This is a genomic window from Idiomarina sp. OXR-189 (genome assembly GCF_034373425.1).
Taxonomy (GTDB): Bacteria; Pseudomonadota; Gammaproteobacteria; order Enterobacterales; family Alteromonadaceae; genus Idiomarina; species Idiomarina zobellii.
Genome location: NZ_CP139706.1, coordinates 1,377,229 through 1,394,906, shown reverse-complemented (window position 1 = coordinate 1,394,906; position 17,678 = coordinate 1,377,229). Strand labels below are relative to the sequence as shown.

Here is a 17,678-nt window from a genome sequence, read left to right as displayed (position 1 = left end):
AATGCACGAGTCGCTACGCCAGAAACTTAAGCAACGAATGTCGTCGCCGCAAATGCGTCGGCGGCGCTGCCGAGCAGCAAGGGAAAGCAGTGTTGTACTCGACTTTTCTAAAAATGATTATCTGGGGTTAAGTCAGCACCCAGAAGTTAAGAAACAGTTCGTTGATGCGGCTAATGAATGGGGCGTCGGAAGCACGGGTTCTCCGTTATTAAGTGGTTATAGCTTGGCGCACCAACGGCTCGAAGCAGAGCTTTCAGAGTGGCTGGAGAAGCCGGCTGGATTACTCTTTTCTTCTGGCTTCGGAGCAAATGTCGGGGTTCTGAACACTTTGGTTAGTGACACCAGCAAAATATACGCGGATAAACTGGTTCATGCGTCTTTGATTGACGGTATAACGCAAAGTCGTCAGCGGTTTAAGCGCTATGCCCACAGTCAACCACTGACCATTGCTGAGGCATTGAAGCCCGGCGACTGGCTGGTGACAGAAGGTGTCTTCAGCATGGACGGCGATGACGCCGGCATTAAACAATTAATCGAACTGAAAAAACGTAAGCCAAGCACCACGGTTATGGTGGACGATGCGCATGGCATTGGTGTCCTTGGTGATAGCGGCAAAGGCGCATTATCGAATGATTTGGGCGTGGCTGACATCATGACAGGGACTTTCGGCAAAGCTTTTGGCGTTGGCGGGGCGTTTGTTTGTGCAGACCAAGACACCATTGAAGCGCTGATTCAGTTCTGCAGAGAATATATCTATTCAACGGCAATGCCACCGGCGCAAGCTGCCGCAGCAAGTGCCGCCTTAATGATTATAAAGGACCAGGAAGGGCGCGAGAAGCGAGAGCACTTGGCACAATTGGCGCAGCAGTTTCAATTAGAGATGTCTCGTCGCGGGTTAGTCTATATTGAGTCTTCAACTCCAATTCAAAGCTGGCTGTTTGAAAGCGAAGAGTCCGCCAAGCGAATGGCTGGCGAGTTAAGCAGCTTGGGCTATTTATGTCGCGCTATTGTTCACCCCACGGTACCTAAGCATTCACCCCGAATTCGCTTTAGTTTAAACAGCAATATGCAGCCTGCTCATATCAGTCAGTTTTGGCATGTGGTGGATGGGTTACTGGAGCGTGACAACGCATTATGAAGCCGCTTAATTTTGATAAAGCCGTTGCACAGCATTTTGATCGTGCGGCGACGAGCTATGCTCAGCATGACGAAATTCAAAGAAAAGCCGCTCTCGACTTATTGGGCTACGCCAACGCAGTCAAGCCTATCAGTCCGGAAACCATTGTTGATATTGGCTGTGGTCCCGCCGCTGAAACAATGCGGCTTGAACGTTACAGCCAGCAATACCTTGGTATTGATATTTCAAGAGAGATGCTGGCACAGGCTCAGACGTTAAACCCTCACTTGAGCTGGTTACAAGGCCATTGGACTGCGCTGCCTTTAGCCAATGAGAGTGTCGACTGGGTATTTGCGAATTTATCATTGCAATGGGTGGATGATTTAAACACGGCGTTTGCGGAAGTTTACCGTGCGCTTAAACCTGGTGGTATTGCCACGGTGAACACATTGCTTCCGGGTACCTTTTCTTCTTTACAAAACAGTTGGGCTGAGGTCGACAGCAAACCTCATATCAATAATTTTTCAACACTAGCGGATATTACCCAAGCGACAGAAGCTTTCCCGTGGTTGCATAAAACCTTTTATACGCAGGATCACGTTCAGCATTTTTCCAATTTACGTGCTTTGCTAACCAGTATAAAAGGGGTGGGGGCCAGTTTGGTAAAACGAGATAACAGTTCAGGTTTGATGACAAAATCTAAGTTCCAAACTTTAGAAAATGCTTATGAGACCTACAGAACAAGTGATGGATTACCATTGGAATGGCATATTATCAATATAGTTTTAGTTAAGCATGGTTGATTAATAGTTAACATGGATATTTATTTTATAACTGGTACTGACACAGATGCAGGTAAAACAGTCGCAGCGTGCGGCTTTGTTCAGTATTTAGTGGAATGCGGACAAAAAGTCGCTGTTATAAAACCGGTTGCCTCCGGTTGCGAGATGACCGACGGGCAACTAAAAAACTCAGACGCCTTAGCGTTAATGAAGGTTGCAAACGTTACTCAGCCCTATAAGCAGGTTAACCCTTATACCTTTAAACCTGCAATTGCGCCTCATATTGCCGCTGCAGATGAGAATGTAGAAATATCTTTGGATAAGCTTCAACAGACCGTTGACGAAATTCGTCAAAGTAACGTGGATGCTTTAGTCATAGAGGGTGCAGGGGGCTGGCAGTTGCCTTTATCTAATTCTCACTTTATGCCAGAGCTGGTTAAGCGCTTGTCTGCAAAAGTTATTTTAACGGTGGGCTTAAAGTTAGGGTGCTTGAATCACGCGTTACTTAGCGCACAGTCCATTAAAGCGTCTGGGTGTGATTTAGCGGGCTGGGCTGCTGTACAAACTTCTGAGGTGCCCATGCCCAGACAAACCGAAAACTTGGAAACATTAATCGCTGTATTGAGGTCAAAACCGATAGCAGTGCTGCCTTATATTCCCGATTGGCAGGCACAAAATTTAGCCAGTAAATTTTCACTGGTGTATTGAACTTAATACTAAGCGCCTACATATCGGTAACTGTGACTATTTTTAACGGAGACTAGGATGAAAAGAATCCTGCTGTTTTTAGCAACCAACTTAGCTATTTTATTGGTTGTTAGCGTTGTTTTTAATATTGTCATTGCGGCGACCGGAATCGATGCTCGTGGCTCTGTTGGTTTATTGATTTTTTGTGCTTTATTTGGCTTTGGTGGTGCGTTTGTTTCGCTTTGGATATCTCGCTGGATGGCCATTCGGTCAACCAGAGCGCGGGTAATTGAGCAGCCTCAGAACCAGTCAGAAGAATGGCTGATAAGAACAGTTCAGCAGCAAGCACAAAAAGCAGGCATACCGATGCCTCAGGTTGCTGTATATCAGTCACCGTCGCCAAATGCTTTTGCGACGGGGCGCAGCAAGAACCATTCATTGGTTGCGGTAAGCACCGGTCTTTTACAAAGCATGAACGCAGACGAAGTGGAAGCTGTGCTGGCGCACGAAGTCAGTCACATTGCTAACGGCGACATGGTCACACTGACCTTAATTCAAGGTGTGGTGAATACCTTTGTGATGTTTTTTGCGCGGATCATCGCCAGCGCCATTGCACGCGGTGATAACCAACGTGGTGGTCTGGCTTATTATGGCTTAGTCATGTTGCTGGAAGTTGTTTTTGGTATTCTGGCCAGCGTGATTGTGATGTGGTTCTCGCGTCAGCGTGAGTTCAGAGCCGACGCAGGCTCCGCAGACTTAGCGGGTAAGCAGAAAATGATCGCCGCATTACGCCGTTTGCAGCAAGGTCGCGAGTCTGAGCTGGATGGCACCATGTTGGCTTTTGGCATTAAAGGTAAACGATCAACCATTGGCAAATTATTTATGAGCCATCCGCCTTTGGAAGAGCGTATTCATGCACTTGAGCAACGGCGTTAGTCGTTGCTTTTCAATGGCGGACACCGTACATTCGTACATCTTATACAGTGAAAAAAGTCGGAAGTTAATTTTATGGCACAGTGGAGTGCGCGCAGCTGGCGCGATAAGCCAATTCAACAACAACCCAGCTACCAAAACGAACAACAGCTGCATGATGTCGAAAGGCAACTAAGCCAGTTCCCGCCGTTAGTGTTCGCGGAAGAAATTCGTGCGCTGAGAAATCAACTAAGCGATGTCTGCCAGGGAAATGGTTTTCTGCTCCAGGGCGGTGACTGCGCTGAGTCGTTTAGCGACTTTAATGCCCCAAAAATAAGAGACACTTTTAAAGTTATTCTGCAAATGGCCATTGTAATGACCTTCGCGGGTTCGTGTCCGGTAACCAAAGTCGCACGAATGGCGGGGCAATATGCTAAGCCGCGCTCCAGTGACTTTGAGTCTGTTGATGGTGTTAACCTGCCAAGTTATCGCGGCGATATTATTAATGGCTCTGATTTTAACCAAGCCTCCCGTGAACCAGACCCTGAGCGCATGCTTAAGGCGTATCATCACTCGGCGGCAACCTTAAACCTACTGCGAGCCTTTGCGCAGGGCGGTTTGGCAAACCTGCATAAGGTTCACAAGTGGAACTTAAGCTTCATAGCTTCAAATCCGCTGAAAGAACGTTATCAGCAAATTGCGGAAGAAATACAATCAGCACTGCGCTTTATGGAAGTGCTTGGTATTAATGCCGATAACAATGCAACCATTCATGAAACGTCGCTGTTTACGTCGCACGAAGCCTTATTACTGCCATACGAGCAAGCCTTAACACGTACCGACACTCTTACAGGTTTACCTTACGACTGTTCGGCACACATGGTTTGGATAGGGGAACGTACGCGCCAATTGGACCATGCTCATGTCGAGTTTATGCGCGGCATTAATAACCCAATTGGTGTGAAGGTAGGTCCGAAAATGCCGGAGGACGAGCTTATTCGCCTTATCGATGCGCTTAATCCGGATAATGAAGCAGGGCGCTTAACACTCATTACCCGCATGGGCGCAGACAATCTGGCGGATAACATGCCACGCCTGGTGCGTCGCGTAAAAGAAGAGGGTCGCAATGTTATCTGGTCGAGTGATCCAATGCATGGCAACACTATAAAAGCTGACAATGGCTTGAAAACGCGATCGTTCGACGCCATTCATAAAGAATTGAGACAGTTTTTTGCTATTCACCAGTCAGAAGGCACGTATCCCGGCGGTATTCATTTAGAGATGACCGGGGAAGACGTGACTGAGTGCACTGGCGGGGCCTATAAAATCAGCGAAGAAGACTTATCGAGCCGCTACCGCACGCAGTGCGATCCACGACTTAATGCCGATCAAGTGTTAGAATTGGCATTCTTAGTGGCCGAATCGCTGAAAGCAGCCCGCAATGGCGAAGGCTAAATTTTCTATTTCATTGAATCTATAAGAGGACAACCGTTGTATGTCACAGCAGGTAGAGCAGTTATTTGAGAATTTGTGGCAAGATTACTTATCTCGCACGCCATCGGCAGAAAAAGTACACAAAATTCTGGGTGAAGGACACCCGATCATTAACGATCACGTCGCCTTCAGAACATTCGATATTGCTCCGGTTGGCTTAGAAGTTCTGGCACAGCACTTTCTCGATTTAGGCTACAAGGAAGGCGGCGATTATCACTTTGAAGCGAAAAAGCTTCGCGCTAAACACTTCGAGCATGACGACCCTGAGCTGCCAAAAGTCTTTATTAGTGAGTTAATGACCAGCGAGTTTTCTGACGAGTTGCAAGCTAAAGTGAAGGATATTGTTGCGCAAGTCTCTGAAGAAGACACTAAGAAACCTGACTTTTTGTACTCAGGAACCCACTGGAAAGTCAGCCATGAAGACTATCAGGCGCTGTTAGAAGAAAGTGAATACGCTGCTTGGATGTCGGCGTTCGGCTATTGCGCAAACCACTTTACTGTCAGCGTTAACCAACTTCCGGGCTACGAGTCACTGGAACAGGTTAATCAGAAGCTAAAAGACAACGGCTTTACCCTGAACACCTCTGGTGGTGAAATCAAAGGTTCGCCTGAGGTCTACCTTGAGCAGTCATCGACTATGGCTGACCGCCATGATGTTGAGTTCTCTGATAAAACGGTCAGCATTCCCAGCTGTTTCTATGAGTTTGCGAAACGCTATGAAATAGAACCTGGTAAGCTCTACACCGGTTTTGTTGCGGCGTCTGCAGACAAAATCTTTGAAAGTACTAACGCAAAATAAGCGCAAAATAAGCGTTAATAACGGAACGGCACTAATAGCGGTGCCGTTCTAAGTTGGTCTTCGCAAGAATCTTCGCAGCAATTTCTTCGACCGAATAATGCGTTGAATTGATAAAAGGTATTGCTTCCCGGCGGTACAATTTTTCGACTTCAGCCAACTCAAACCGACACTGTGCTAACGATGCATAACGGCTGCCTTCCCTACGCTGACTGCGTATTTCATGCAGGCGCTGAGAGCTGAGCGTTAGACCAAAAATTTTATGCCTGTGCATTTTCAGCTCTTTGGGTAACTGCAAACGTTCAAAGTCATCGTCGTCGGTAAGCGGATAGTTGGCGACCTTAATACCGTATTGCATGGCCAAGTAAAGGCTTGTCGGCGTTTTACCCGTTCTTGAAACGCCTACCAGAATAAGATCCGCCTTATCAAGCTGGTTGAGACGTTTACCGTCGTCGTTATCAAGGGCGTAGTTAATGGCATCTATTCGGAAATTATAATTCTTATGGACACCATGAGTGCGGTGGGTCTTCGGTTCGGCTTTAACGTTAAGCTCTTTCTCAACCGGTGTCACAAAGTGATCCAGGAAGTCATAGCAAACGCCCCCGCAATTCGTGATTTTTGACTTTAGCGTTTCATTAACGAAGGTATGGAATATCAGCGGCGGCTCGCCGCTCTCTTCTTTTGCCTTTTGAATAGTTTTACAGACATTTTCTGCTTTTTTTTGTGTATCAATAAAGGGCAGCGTTTTATGCTCGAATATTACCGGAAACATTGAGAGCAGGGCATGACCAAAGGCCTCAGCGGTCAGTGCCGTGCCGTCAGAAATATAAAAGGCGTAGCGCACGTTAAGTCTCTTTTACAAAGGATTAATACAGCGATATTAACTTGTTGAGCTATAAAGTGTAAAATACCCGACACTTCCATGCCTAAAAAATTAATTGAGGACTGTGACGTGCAAGAATACGTAGTGTGGTACCAAGATCTGGGAATGCAGGACGTTAATCGAGTGGGAGGCAAAAACGCCTCTCTGGGTGAAATGATCAGCAACTTATCCGGTGCTGGAGTAGAAGTTCCCGGAGGTTTTGCGACCACAGCCGAAGCTTATAATCAGTTTTTGGAGCAAAGTGGTCTTAACGACCGCATTCACGATTTGCTCGACAGCCTCGATGTCGATGATGTTCAAGCACTGACGCAAGCCGGTCAAAAAATTCGTCAGTGGATAATTGACACGCCATTCCAGTCTGAGTTCGAACAGGCCATTAAATCAGCATTTGAAACGCTGAGCGAAAACAACGACGAATTCAGTTTCGCAGTACGTAGCTCAGCCACGGCTGAAGACATGCCTGATGCATCATTTGCGGGACAGCAAGAAACATTCCTGAACGTTCGTGGCTTAGACAATGTGATGGAAGCCATAAAACATGTCTTCGCGTCATTATTTAACGACCGGGCAATTTCTTATCGAGTTCACCAAGGTTATGACCACCGGGGTGTTGCGCTTTCGGCGGGTATTCAACGTATGGTGCGTAGCGATATTTCGTCCTCGGGCGTTATGTTCAGTATCGATACCGAGTCAGGTTTCGAAGATGTTGTCTTCATTACCTCGTCTTTTGGACTGGGCGAAATGGTCGTGCAAGGCGCTGTAAACCCTGATGAATTCTACGTTCATAAACCAACGTTAGAAGCAGGGCGCCCGTCGGTATTGCGACGCACATTAGGTAGCAAGAAAATTCAGATGATTTTCTCAGAAGATCGTGCGCACGGTAAGCAGACATTAATTGAAGACATCGACACAGAGAAAAGCCGCACGTTCTCAATTACTGACGACGAAGTTGAAGCTCTGGCCAAACAGGCGCTTATCATTGAAAAGCACTATGGTCGTCCAATGGATATAGAATGGGCGAAGGATGGTGTTGATGGCAAGCTGTATATCGTTCAGGCACGTCCTGAAACGGTGCAGTCTAATCAGAAAGGCCAGGCTATTGAGCGTTTTGCTCTGAAAAGCAAGAGTGACGTAGTTTGCCAGGGCCGTGCTATCGGTCAGCGCATTGGTCGTGGTGTTGCACGAGTTCTGAATGACATTAGTGAAATGGACAAGGTTCAGCCGGGTGATGTGTTAGTGACTGACATGACTGACCCTGACTGGGAACCGATTATGAAACGCGCCGCTGCCATTGTTACTAACCGCGGTGGTCGTACTTGTCACGCGGCTATCATTGCCCGTGAGTTAGGCATTCCGGCGGTCGTAGGTTGTGGCGATGCAACCGACCATATTGCGAATGGGCAGGAAGTAACCGTTTCTTGTGCAGAAGGTGATACCGGTTATATCTATCAGGGACAGCTTGATTTTGACGTCACCGAGTCACGGATTGATGCTATGCCTCCGTTGCCGCTAAAAATTATGATGAACGTTGGCAACCCCGACCGCGCGTTTGATTTTGCCAGTTTGCCTCATGCGGGTATTGGCTTAGCGCGCTTAGAGTTCATTATTAACCGCATGATAGGTGTGCACCCGAAAGCGCTGTTGAACTATGACGCACAAAGTGATGACCTGAAAGCGACTATCGACCAAATGATGGCGGGCTACAGCAGTCCACGCGAATACTATGTTGCGCGTTTGGCAGAAGGTATTGCCACCTTAGGTGCTGCTTTCTCACCCGAACGTGTCATTGTTCGTATGTCTGACTTTAAGTCTAACGAATACGCCAACCTTATTGGTGGTAGTCAGTACGAGCCGGGCGAAGAAAACCCTATGCTTGGATTCCGCGGTGCTTCCCGATATATCTCTGAAGAATTCCGTGACTGCTTTGCATTAGAGTGCGAAGCTATTAAACGGGTTCGTAACGACATGGGACTGACGAACGTCGAAATTATGATCCCATTTGTACGAACTCTTGAAGAAGGCCGGAAAGTTATTGAGCTTCTGGAAGAGCAAGGTTTAAAACAGGGCGAAAACGGCCTGCGCGTCATTATGATGTGTGAGTTGCCGTCGAATGCACTGCTTGCTGACGAATTCCTCGATATATTCGATGGTTTCTCTATTGGCTCTAACGACTTAACTCAGTTAACCCTGGGGCTTGATCGTGACTCGGGTGTGATTGCGCATTTATTTGATGAACGCAATGAAGCCGTTAAAAAACTTCTTGCTATGGCCATTCAAACGGCTAAGAAACGTGGTAAATACGTTGGAATTTGTGGGCAGGGGCCGTCGGATCATCCCGATTTTGCCGCTTGGTTGGTTGAGCAGGGCATTGACTCTGTGTCACTGAACCCTGACACCGTTATTGAAACCTGGATGTATTTGTCGGAACACCTATAAGTATGACCGCATTACCGAAAGTTTCAGCGGAAAGTGCGTTACCGGAAAACTACCAGAGCTTTTTAAAGTCATTAAAAGGCTCTGGATTCTCCGGCGAAATAGATGTGAGTTATTCGGGGCGGCTTATTGCCGCTACCGATAACAGCGTTTATCAACAGTTACCTCAGGCAGTTTTATACCCTCAAAAGCAATCTGATCTTGTTCTGGTGATGAAGTTAGCCGGTCAGGATGAGTTTTCTGATATTCAATTCTCTCCTCGAGGCGGTGGTACTGGCACCAATGGTCAGTCATTAACCTCCGGCATTGTGGTCGACATGAGTCGACACATGAATAAAGTACTGGAAGTGAATGCCGAAGAAGGCTGGGTTCGCGTGCAGTCCGGAGTGGTAAAAGACCAGTTAAACGATGCGTTGCGCCCGCATGGCTATTTCTTCTCGCCTGACTTATCAACCAGTAATAGGGCAACACTGGGGGGCATGATTAACACCGATGCTTCCGGGCAGGGCTCTTTGGTTTACGGAAAAACCAGCGACCATATTCTCGAGCTTAAAACCGTATTGCTTGACGGAAAGGTTCTTGACAGTGGCCCGGTGTCTCTTGAACAGGCTGAAACCATTGCTCAAGGTAGCGACAGGGTAGCAAAAATTTACCGTCAGGTTATAGACACCTGCGTTGGTGAAGAGCACTTAATTGCTGATAAATTCCCGCCATTGAATCGTTTTTTAACAGGCTATGACCTGAAGCACGCTTATGACCCCCAAGAGCAGGTTGTTGATGTTTCGAGAATTATTGCCGGTTCAGAAGGGACGTTAGGCTTCGTCAGCGAAGCCCGGCTGAACATTACGCCAATTCCCAAACACCGCGTGCTGGTTAACGTAAAATACTCAAACTTTCAGGCTGCCTTAGAGAATGCACCATTCCTGGTAAAGGCAAATGCGACGTCGGTCGAAACTGTTGACAGTAAAGTGCTGAACCTTGCGCGGGAAGATATCATCTGGAAGTCTGTGTCACACTTGCTTGAAGACGTTGAAGGCAAGCGCATGGACGGCATTAATATGGTCGAGTTTACTGGACTTGACCAAGATGACATAGATACTAAGGTTAATACGCTTTGTCAGCGCTTGGACAAACTCATTAAGAGTAAAGATAACCAGGGCGTTATTGGCTATCAAATTTGTGATGACTTGCCGAGCATACAACTGATTTACGCAATGCGCAAAAAGTCAGTCGGCTTGTTGGGAGCAACAAAAGGGCGACGCAAACCCGTTGCTTTTGCCGAAGACACAGCCGTACCACCTGAAAAACTGGCACCATTTATTAATGAATTCAGGGCTTTGCTAGACAGCAAGGGCTTAGATTACGGCATGTTCGGTCACGCCGACGCTGGTGTGCTGCATGTACGGCCTGCGCTTGATTTAACCGAACCCGCAGATGAAAGCTTGCTGCGAGAAGTGAGCGATGAAGTGGCTGCACTGACGCAAAAGTACGGCGGCTTAATGTGGGGCGAGCACGGTAAAGGGTATCGCTCCGAATATGCGCCTAAATTCTTTGGTAACGAGTTATACAAAGAGCTGCAAAAAATAAAAGCCAGTTTTGATGCCAATAATCAGCTGAATCCAGGCAAGATTTGTACGCCAATTAGCACAGAAGCTCAATTGGTTTCAGTGGATGCCATAAAGCGTGGTTACTATGATCGGCAAATACCTGTAGCTACGCGCGAGAGCTACCAAAACGCGATGGACTGTAACGGTAACGGTCTTTGTTTTAATTACGACACTGCATCGGCTATGTGCCCGTCTTATAAAGTGACACGCGACAGGCGTTATTCACCGAAAGGCCGAGCAGGACTAGTGCGTGAGTGGCTGCGGTTGACACAAAAAGAAGGGTACGACGCGACACAGGTGCCTGAACAAAGCGGCATTTTTGAAAAGTTATCGCGTAAGTTCAAACTATCGGAGGACTTTAGCCATGAAGTAAAAGACTCCATGGATAAGTGTTTAGCCTGTAAGGCGTGTACCAATCAGTGCCCGGTAAAAGTCGATGTGCCGACGTTTCGTGCTCGGTTTTATGAGCATTACTACAGCCGGTATTTCCGTCCATTAAAGGACTACCTGGTTAAGAATGTGGAAAAAACCGGACGACTGGCGAGTCGTTTTCCAACCGCTAGTAATATGTTGATTAATAACCCGGCATCTCGCTGGGCGCTTAAACATATTGTGGGTTATGTAGATACGCCAAGCTTTTCAACGCCAGATTTACTGAGCGGTTGGAGGCAGAGTGGGTTTGATATTTTGGATACCCGGGAGATTCTCCAGTTATCTGAAAGGGAAAAAAGCAGAGCCGTTGTTATTGTTCAGGACCCATTCACCAGCTTTTATGAAGCTGAGTTTGTTCTGGCGCTAGGGCATTTGGTGTCGAAACTCGGTTATACACCTATATTGTTACCTTTTACAGGACACGGTAAAGCGCAACACGTAAAAGGCTTTCTGAGCGATTTTGACGAAACTGCGCGTAAAGTGACCGAGCAGTTACAGCCGCTGTCCGATGCTGATATTCGTCTTGTTGGTCCAGACTCTTCGACGGCACTTATTTTTAGGGATGAATATCGAAAAGCCTGTAATGGCGAGCTACCTCCGGTCAATGTAAGTACGGTTATTGAGTGGCTTATGTCTGTGGACTTTGAGTCGCACGATCAAAAGCGATCAAGTCATTATGGGCTGCTGCTGCACTGTACTGAACAAAGCTTTGTTCCTGAGTCAGCGAAACAATGGCAAACGCTGTTCGCTAAGCTGGGCCTCACCCTAGATATTGTTAATGTCGGTTGTTGTGGTATGGCAGGTACTTTTGGTCATGAGGTTCAAAACCAAGAAGACAGTATGGGGCTGTATCATATGGGCTGGCATGACGCGGTTCAGCGTTATGGGGCTTCAGGTGTTCTGGTTACCGGATTTTCCTGCCGCTCTCAAGTAAAGCGGGTAGAAAAAAAGCGGGTGAAACACCCGCTCGAAGTTATTCTGCAAAGCCTGGTTTAATCACCAGGCTTTTTTATCAGCGTACTTACTGCTTGCCTTTGGCTATGATTTCTCTTGCCATCTCATCGGCAATAACACCCGTTGGGCGATCTTCCTCTTTAGCACGCGCAAACAGCTTGTCCAGAGTGTCGTAAATAGCGCGAACACGCTTATCCGTTTCTTCCAGACTCATGTTGGCCGCTTCAGAGCAGACATGAATAACACCGCCGGCATTAATGACGTAGTCGGGCGCGTACAAAATGCCCATGTCTTTAACAGCCTGGTCATGCTTAGGGTTTGCCAGCTGGTTGTTTGCGCTACCGGAAATGATTTTCACCTTAAGTTGTTTCAGTGTTTCATCGTTAATGGTTGCACCTAATGCACAAGGTGCGTAAATGTCAGCATCAACGCCGTATATTTCATCCAAACCAACCGCTTTTGCGCCTAATTCATTAACCGCTCGCTCAACCGATTCTTCGTTAATATCGGTAACGATAAGTTCAGCGCCGTCTTCTGCACAGTACTTAGCAAAGTCATAACCGACCGAGCCTAAACCTTGCACAGCAATTTTTACGCCTTTTAAGTCTTCGCTGCCTAAACGGTGTTTTGCTGCCGCTTTTAAGCCCAGGTAAGTGCCCAAAGCTGTGTGTGGAGAAGGGTCGCCGGCCTTGTCAGCAGTACCTGCTACGTGGCTGGTTTCTTTTGCAACGATGTCTATGTCTTCAGTACGGATGTTGACGTCTTCTGCGGTAATGTAACGACCACTTAACGACTCGATGAAGCGTCCATAAGCACGGAATAGCTCTTCGCTTTTAATTTTTTTTGCGTCGCCAATGATAACCGCTTTACCGCCACCTAAAGGCAGGCCTGCCATTGCACTTTTATAGGTCATGCCACGAGACAGACGTAGTACGTCAGTTAAAGCTTCACCTGACGAGCTGTAATTCCAAAGGCGTGTACCACCAAGGCTTGGGCCTAAGGTTGTATCATGAATGGCAATAATAGCTTTCAAGCCAGATTCTTGGTCGTGACAGAATACAACTTGCTCGTGATTATCAAATTCAGGGTGCTCGAATAGAGACATGAATTTCAATTCCTTATTGCTTAAAAAATTGCGCGAACATTACCACGTAGGGCAACCGTTCGCTACTGAATAAAATCAATAAATACGGGTATTCAAACAGCTGTTTATCAACTTCTCTTTACAGAATTATTCAGGTGCTTCATCAATGAAGAAATAGTAACCACCCAGGTTAATGACCTCGGCCAGAAAAGCGTGACTTTCCGGCGTTGAGAAGGTGGCTTTCAGCTCTGTAACATGAGCGCTGCCGTGCATTTTAGCCAGTTGCGTAGCGGCTTGCTGTGCCGCTTCAGGCACCTCGAATTTTTCACCGTTTAAATAAAAAGTGTCATTATTTAAGCGCAGTAATCGGGCACCGGGAGCGCGTTCAATAAAGGCGGCGCCTTGCTCGAGCATTGCAGGTATTTGCTCTGCTGTTACGGGTAGCTCAGGTTCCACCAAAGGACGCTTCGATTGCGATAGTAACCGGGCAATCAAGTCACTGGACTCGTCCGATGATATTGCTTCTATTAATAATGACTTAACAGCGTCTACCTGTTGTTCGGTAACCTCATAGCCAGACGATGGGGCTTGGCTATCTGGATCTGTGTAGCGCTTGGTTAGCACGTCATTAGCCATAGCGCTGTCACCCAGTTGCCACAGCAACTCAGCTTGAGAAGGGGCTCTAAAGCCAACGGAGTAATTCAGCGACGGCTCAAGTGCTATGCCGTCGTGTGGGCAGCCTGCCGGAATATACAACACGTCACCGCTTTCGAGTTCTTCGTCAATAACGACGTTAAAATCATTATTGACTAAGCAAAGATCCTCAGTGGGTTGCAACTCCTGTAACGGTTGACGGTTGCCCACGCGCCAGCGTCGCTTACCTGCGCCCTGAATAATAAAAACATCGTATTGATCGACATGTGGACCAACACCACCGTTTTCACAGGAAAAGCTAACCATGACATCGTCCAGGCGCCAGTCCGGCAGAAAGCGAAAGGGTTGCAGGAGTTCGCCAACTTCTGGCACCCACTCATTAACGGACTGAACTAATAGCGTCCAGTCCGACTCACCAAATGATTCATATTCTTCGAAGGGACCATGAATGACCTGCCAGCCTGAATCGGTATTGGCATTTGTCTGCACAATACGGGAATCCGCACCTTCTTCCATGGCTAAGCCCGCCAGTATTTCAGGGCTAATAAGATCTGAAAATGCAGCAAAGCCTTGCTTAATTAAACAAGGCTTTTTCTGCCAGCTATTCGCCAGGAAGTCTGCTATATCGAGGTTTAATGTCATACTAAATCATCAACAAACTGAACCGCACGGCCAATGTAGTTTGCCGGACTTAGCGCTTTCATTTCTTCTTTTGCTGCGTCAGGAATATCTAACGCATCAATAAAGTCGCTTAAGTCAGCTGGGGTAATGCGCTTACCACGTGTTAAAGCTTTGAGTTTTTCATAAGGTTTTTCGACGCCGTAGCGACGCATCACGGTCTGTACCGGCTCCGCCATTAGCTCCCAGTTATCATCCAACTCGGCGGCTAGTTTGGCTTCATTAACTTCCAGCTTGCTGAGACCTTTTTGAGTCGCCTGATAAGCAATAACCGCATAAGCTAAACCAACACCCAGATTACGCAATACTGTTGAGTCCGTTAGGTCACGTTGCCAGCGGGAGATAGGCAGTTTTTGTGCCAAATGCTGCATAATGCTGTTAGCTATACCCAGGTTGCCTTCTGAGTTCTCAAAATCAATGGGGTTTACCTTATGAGGCATAGTAGAAGAGCCGACTTCACCTTCAATGGTTTTTTGCTTGAAGTGATTCAGGGCAATATAACCCCAGACATCACGGTCAAAGTCGATAAGCACGGTGTTAAAGCGTGACAGGGCATCGAAGTACTCTGCAATATAGTCATGCGGCTCGATTTGAGTGGTGTATGCGTTCCAGTTGATACCCAAAGACTCAACAAAACGCTCAGAAATGCCGTGCCAGTCAACGTTTGGGTAAGCCGCAAGGTGGGCGTTATAGTTACCCACCGCACCATTTATTTTACCCATAATATTAACCGCTTTAAATTGCTCAAGTTGACGCTCTAAGCGAACAGCAACATTGGCAAACTCTTTGCCCATTGTTGTTGGTGTAGCGGGTTGACCATGGGTACGAGCCATCATTGGAACGGCTCGGTACTCTTTAGCTTTGGCTTTCACATCGTCGAGCAGCTGCGTCATCATTGGCACCAGTACGTTGTCTCGTGCCGTTGCCAGCATTAAGCCGTGTGACAGGTTATTGATATCCTCTGAAGTGCACGCAAAATGAATGAATTCAGACACATTATTGAGTTCGTCGTTTGATGCCACTGACTCTTTTAAAAAGTATTCAACCGCTTTAACGTCGTGGTTCGTCGTTCTTTCAATTTCTTTAATGCGTTCCGCATCTTCAACAGAGAAGTTTTCAACAATACCATCGAGTACTGCATTCGCGTCGGCGCTTAATGCGGGAACTTCTTTAATGCCATCGACAGTTGCTAACAATTGTAGCCAGCGGACTTCGACAGTAACTCGGAACTTGATTAAGCCGTATTCACTAAAAATAGGGCGCAGCATTTCTGCTTTTGAAGCATATCGACCGTCAACAGGGGATATCGCAGTGAGTGAAGATAAGGGCAACATACAAAGTTCTCCGAGTTTAATTAAGCAATTTGAAGGAGCTGCTGAGCGGCTTTCAGCATCTGTTTTCTTGAAAATATGAAATGGCGGCGCTTACCGCCGACTTGATTCCAGAGTATGGCACTGCGTAATCCCGCAAGTAGCAGGGCACGGATATGATGCTGATTAGCATCGGACTTTAACACCTCTGGTTTACCGTTTATTCGAATAGGCTGACCTAATGGGCTTATTAACTCACGGTATACGCCAGCCATACTTTCTAAAATACGATACTGTTCAAAGCCAAATTCTTCTTTTTGGCGCTTTATTTGAGAAATGCGCTGACCCAGCTCGTCCAGTACTTTTGGCTCTTTTAATAAGCGTCTTGAAAGGTGCAGCATTCCAATTAAATAGCGTGTGACTTCAACATCTTTCTGAGAACTGCTGCCAATTTGGCGCACAAATGTTTGTAAGCCGGGCTGTAAATTTACTAGCCCACCGTAAACCTGTTCGATGGAGTCGGGCGACTGCTGTAAGACACTATGAACTAATGTGTCGGTAATGGACTCTGGGTATAAACTGCCGCTGCGCGCTATTTTCTGTACCGCAGCGGCACTTAATGACATACCGGCTAATGCAATAACTCGCTGCTGCCAGTCGTTCATAGTTTTACCTCAAAGTCGGTCAGACGCTTTTCGATAATGCCGCCACCAAGGCAAACGTTATCAATATAAAACACGGCTGACTGACCTGGCGTCACTGCCGCAACAGGTTCGTCAAACTCAACATGGACGTCGCCATTGTCTAATGGGGTTACCTGACAGGCGATATCGCTCTGGCGATAACGCGTTTTTACGGCACAGCGGAAAGGTTCCGCAGGTGTTTCCCGGTTAACCCAATGCAGCTGGCCGGCAATTAAGCCTTTAGAGTAAAGGCGAGGGTGGTTCTTACCTTGTGCAACAATCAGTACATTACGCTCAACGTCTTTGTCGACTACATACCAAGGGTCGTCAGAAGCGTCAGCCAGCCCGCCAATGTGCAGCCCTTTGCGCTGCCCAAGCGTGTGATACATCAAGCCTTCATGCTGCCCAAGAACATCACCGTTGACAGTTTCTATGTTACCCGGCTTGGCGGGTAAGTACTGTTGCAGAAAGTCCTTAAACTTGCGCTCTCCGATAAAGCAAATACCGGTTGAGTCTTTTTTGTCTGCGGTTACTAAGCCTTGTTCTTCAGCAATACGACGAACTTCTGGCTTTTCCAGTTCCCCCACGGGGAATAGTGTCTGGGCAATGTGCTCATGACTGAGCGTATAGAGAAAATAGCTTTGATCTTTGTTGTTATCCAACCCACGCAGCATTTGCCATTTCTTGCCGTCATATTGTCGGCGAACATAATGGCCTGTGGCAATATAATCGGCGTCCAGCGCTTCGGCAGCAAACTCAAGAAAAGCTTTAAACTTAATCTCTTTGTTGCACATGATGTCCGGGTTGGGAGTACGGCCTGCTTTGTATTCTTCCAGGAAGTACTCAAACACGTTATCCCAGTATTCCGCAGCAAAGTTAATAGTGTGAAGCTCAATACCCAGGGTTTCGCAAACTTTTTCTGCGTCAGCCAGGTCATCGGCCGCTGCGCAATACTCGTCCGTGTCGTCTTCTTCCCAGTTTTTCATAAACAGGCCTTCAACATGGTAGCCCTGTTGTTTTAGAAGATAAGCTGAGACAGAGGAGTCGACCCCTCCGGACATTCCGACAATGACTTTTTTTACTGCATCACTCATAAATTTGCTCGGACGTTTTGGCGTACTAAAATTGGCGCGTATTCTATCATTTCCACCGCCACAGCGGTAGTCAAAGGT

14 protein-coding genes are annotated in these 17,678 nt (G+C 47.1%); 8 read left to right on the top strand and 6 right to left on the bottom strand.

The genetic code is table 11. The features are described from left to right. The first annotated feature begins 1 nt into the window (after nucleotide 1). The 6 genes from UM402_RS06900 to UM402_RS06875 all read left to right on the top strand — a co-directional run bounded on the left by UM402_RS06900 (nucleotide 2) and on the right by UM402_RS06875 (nucleotide 5,791). Complete coding sequence (locus tag UM402_RS06900) at nucleotides 2–1,138, top strand: aminotransferase class I/II-fold pyridoxal phosphate-dependent enzyme (RefSeq protein WP_058579156.1); 1,137 nt, start codon at nucleotides 2–4, stop codon at nucleotides 1,136–1,138. After that, nucleotides 1,135–1,920: a methyltransferase domain-containing protein gene (locus tag UM402_RS06895; RefSeq protein ID WP_058579157.1), complete on the top strand. Its 786-nt coding sequence runs from the start codon at nucleotides 1,135–1,137 to the stop codon at nucleotides 1,918–1,920. Before UM402_RS06900 ends, UM402_RS06895 begins: the two co-directional genes overlap by 4 nt. Before the next feature lie 12 nt (nucleotides 1,921–1,932). Next, the gene (gene bioD, locus UM402_RS06890) at nucleotides 1,933–2,607 is read left to right on the top strand and encodes a dethiobiotin synthase (RefSeq protein ID WP_058579158.1); all 675 of its coding nucleotides are present in this window, start codon (nucleotides 1,933–1,935) and stop codon (nucleotides 2,605–2,607) included. 57 nt (nucleotides 2,608–2,664) lie between these two features. Continuing rightward, the gene (htpX, locus tag UM402_RS06885) at nucleotides 2,665–3,522 is read left to right on the top strand and encodes a protease HtpX (RefSeq protein ID WP_058579159.1); all 858 of its coding nucleotides are present in this window, start codon (nucleotides 2,665–2,667) and stop codon (nucleotides 3,520–3,522) included. 72 nt (nucleotides 3,523–3,594) lie between these two features. Beyond that, a complete protein-coding gene (locus tag UM402_RS06880; protein WP_058579160.1) occupies nucleotides 3,595–4,953 on the top strand; it encodes a class II 3-deoxy-7-phosphoheptulonate synthase in 1,359 nt (452 codons plus the stop codon). Nucleotides 4,954–4,993: 40 nt separating this feature from the next. Then, the gene (locus UM402_RS06875) at nucleotides 4,994–5,791 is read left to right on the top strand and encodes a DUF1338 domain-containing protein (protein WP_058579161.1); all 798 of its coding nucleotides are present in this window, start codon (nucleotides 4,994–4,996) and stop codon (nucleotides 5,789–5,791) included. Between the two features lie 31 nt (nucleotides 5,792–5,822). Here UM402_RS06875 and UM402_RS06870 read toward each other — a convergent pair whose 3' ends face one another. Next, complete coding sequence (locus UM402_RS06870; protein ID WP_058579162.1) at nucleotides 5,823–6,632, bottom strand: pyruvate, water dikinase regulatory protein; 810 nt, start codon at nucleotides 6,630–6,632, stop codon at nucleotides 5,823–5,825. 108 nt (nucleotides 6,633–6,740) lie between these two features. Here UM402_RS06870 and ppsA point away from each other — a divergent pair, with 108 nt between their 5' ends. Then, nucleotides 6,741–9,107 (top strand): phosphoenolpyruvate synthase, encoded by a 2,367-nt coding sequence (ppsA, locus tag UM402_RS06865; protein WP_058579573.1) that lies wholly within the window; start codon nucleotides 6,741–6,743, stop codon nucleotides 9,105–9,107. Between the two features lie 2 nt (nucleotides 9,108–9,109). After that, nucleotides 9,110–12,139: an FAD-binding and (Fe-S)-binding domain-containing protein gene (locus tag UM402_RS06860; RefSeq protein ID WP_058579163.1), complete on the top strand. Its 3,030-nt coding sequence runs from the start codon at nucleotides 9,110–9,112 to the stop codon at nucleotides 12,137–12,139. A gap of 25 nt (nucleotides 12,140–12,164) precedes the next feature. On the opposite strand, the gene UM402_RS06855 is transcribed toward UM402_RS06860, so the two are convergent. The 5 genes from UM402_RS06855 to mnmA form a co-directional block, all read right to left on the bottom strand. Beyond that, complete coding sequence (locus UM402_RS06855; RefSeq protein ID WP_058579164.1) at nucleotides 12,165–13,202, bottom strand: Glu/Leu/Phe/Val dehydrogenase dimerization domain-containing protein; 1,038 nt, start codon at nucleotides 13,200–13,202, stop codon at nucleotides 12,165–12,167. Between the two features lie 126 nt (nucleotides 13,203–13,328). After that, complete coding sequence (locus UM402_RS06850; RefSeq protein WP_058579165.1) at nucleotides 13,329–14,477, bottom strand: cupin domain-containing protein; 1,149 nt, start codon at nucleotides 14,475–14,477, stop codon at nucleotides 13,329–13,331. After that, on the bottom strand, nucleotides 14,474–15,844 hold the full coding sequence (purB, locus tag UM402_RS06845) for an adenylosuccinate lyase (protein ID WP_058579574.1): 1,371 nt from the start codon (nucleotides 15,842–15,844) through the stop codon (nucleotides 14,474–14,476). The genes UM402_RS06850 and purB overlap by 4 nt, the downstream gene beginning before the upstream one ends. 23 nt (nucleotides 15,845–15,867) lie before the next feature. After that, the gene (hflD, locus tag UM402_RS06840) at nucleotides 15,868–16,488 is read right to left on the bottom strand and encodes a high frequency lysogenization protein HflD (protein ID WP_058579166.1); all 621 of its coding nucleotides are present in this window, start codon (nucleotides 16,486–16,488) and stop codon (nucleotides 15,868–15,870) included. Next, nucleotides 16,485–17,600: a tRNA 2-thiouridine(34) synthase MnmA gene (gene mnmA, locus UM402_RS06835; protein ID WP_058579167.1), complete on the bottom strand. Its 1,116-nt coding sequence runs from the start codon at nucleotides 17,598–17,600 to the stop codon at nucleotides 16,485–16,487. Before mnmA ends, hflD begins: the two co-directional genes overlap by 4 nt. Nucleotides 17,601–17,678 lie beyond the last annotated feature (78 nt).

Coding starts and splice junctions, on each gene's coding strand:
- mnmA (WP_058579167.1), bottom strand. CDS start 17,600: ATGAGTGATGCAGTAAAAAAAGTCATTGTCGGAATGTCCGGAGGGGTC.
- UM402_RS06855 (WP_058579164.1), bottom strand. CDS start 13,202: ATGTCTCTATTCGAGCACCCTGAATTTGATAATCACGAGCAAGTTGTA.
- UM402_RS06860 (WP_058579163.1), top strand. CDS start 9,110: ATGACCGCATTACCGAAAGTTTCAGCGGAAAGTGCGTTACCGGAAAAC.
- hflD (WP_058579166.1), bottom strand. CDS start 16,488: ATGAACGACTGGCAGCAGCGAGTTATTGCATTAGCCGGTATGTCATTA.
- bioD (WP_058579158.1), top strand. CDS start 1,933: ATGGATATTTATTTTATAACTGGTACTGACACAGATGCAGGTAAAACA.
- UM402_RS06900 (WP_058579156.1), top strand. CDS start 2: ATGCACGAGTCGCTACGCCAGAAACTTAAGCAACGAATGTCGTCGCCG.
- UM402_RS06875 (WP_058579161.1), top strand. CDS start 4,994: ATGTCACAGCAGGTAGAGCAGTTATTTGAGAATTTGTGGCAAGATTAC.
- UM402_RS06880 (WP_058579160.1), top strand. CDS start 3,595: ATGGCACAGTGGAGTGCGCGCAGCTGGCGCGATAAGCCAATTCAACAA.
- htpX (WP_058579159.1), top strand. CDS start 2,665: ATGAAAAGAATCCTGCTGTTTTTAGCAACCAACTTAGCTATTTTATTG.
- UM402_RS06895 (WP_058579157.1), top strand. CDS start 1,135: ATGAAGCCGCTTAATTTTGATAAAGCCGTTGCACAGCATTTTGATCGT.
- UM402_RS06850 (WP_058579165.1), bottom strand. CDS start 14,477: ATGACATTAAACCTCGATATAGCAGACTTCCTGGCGAATAGCTGGCAG.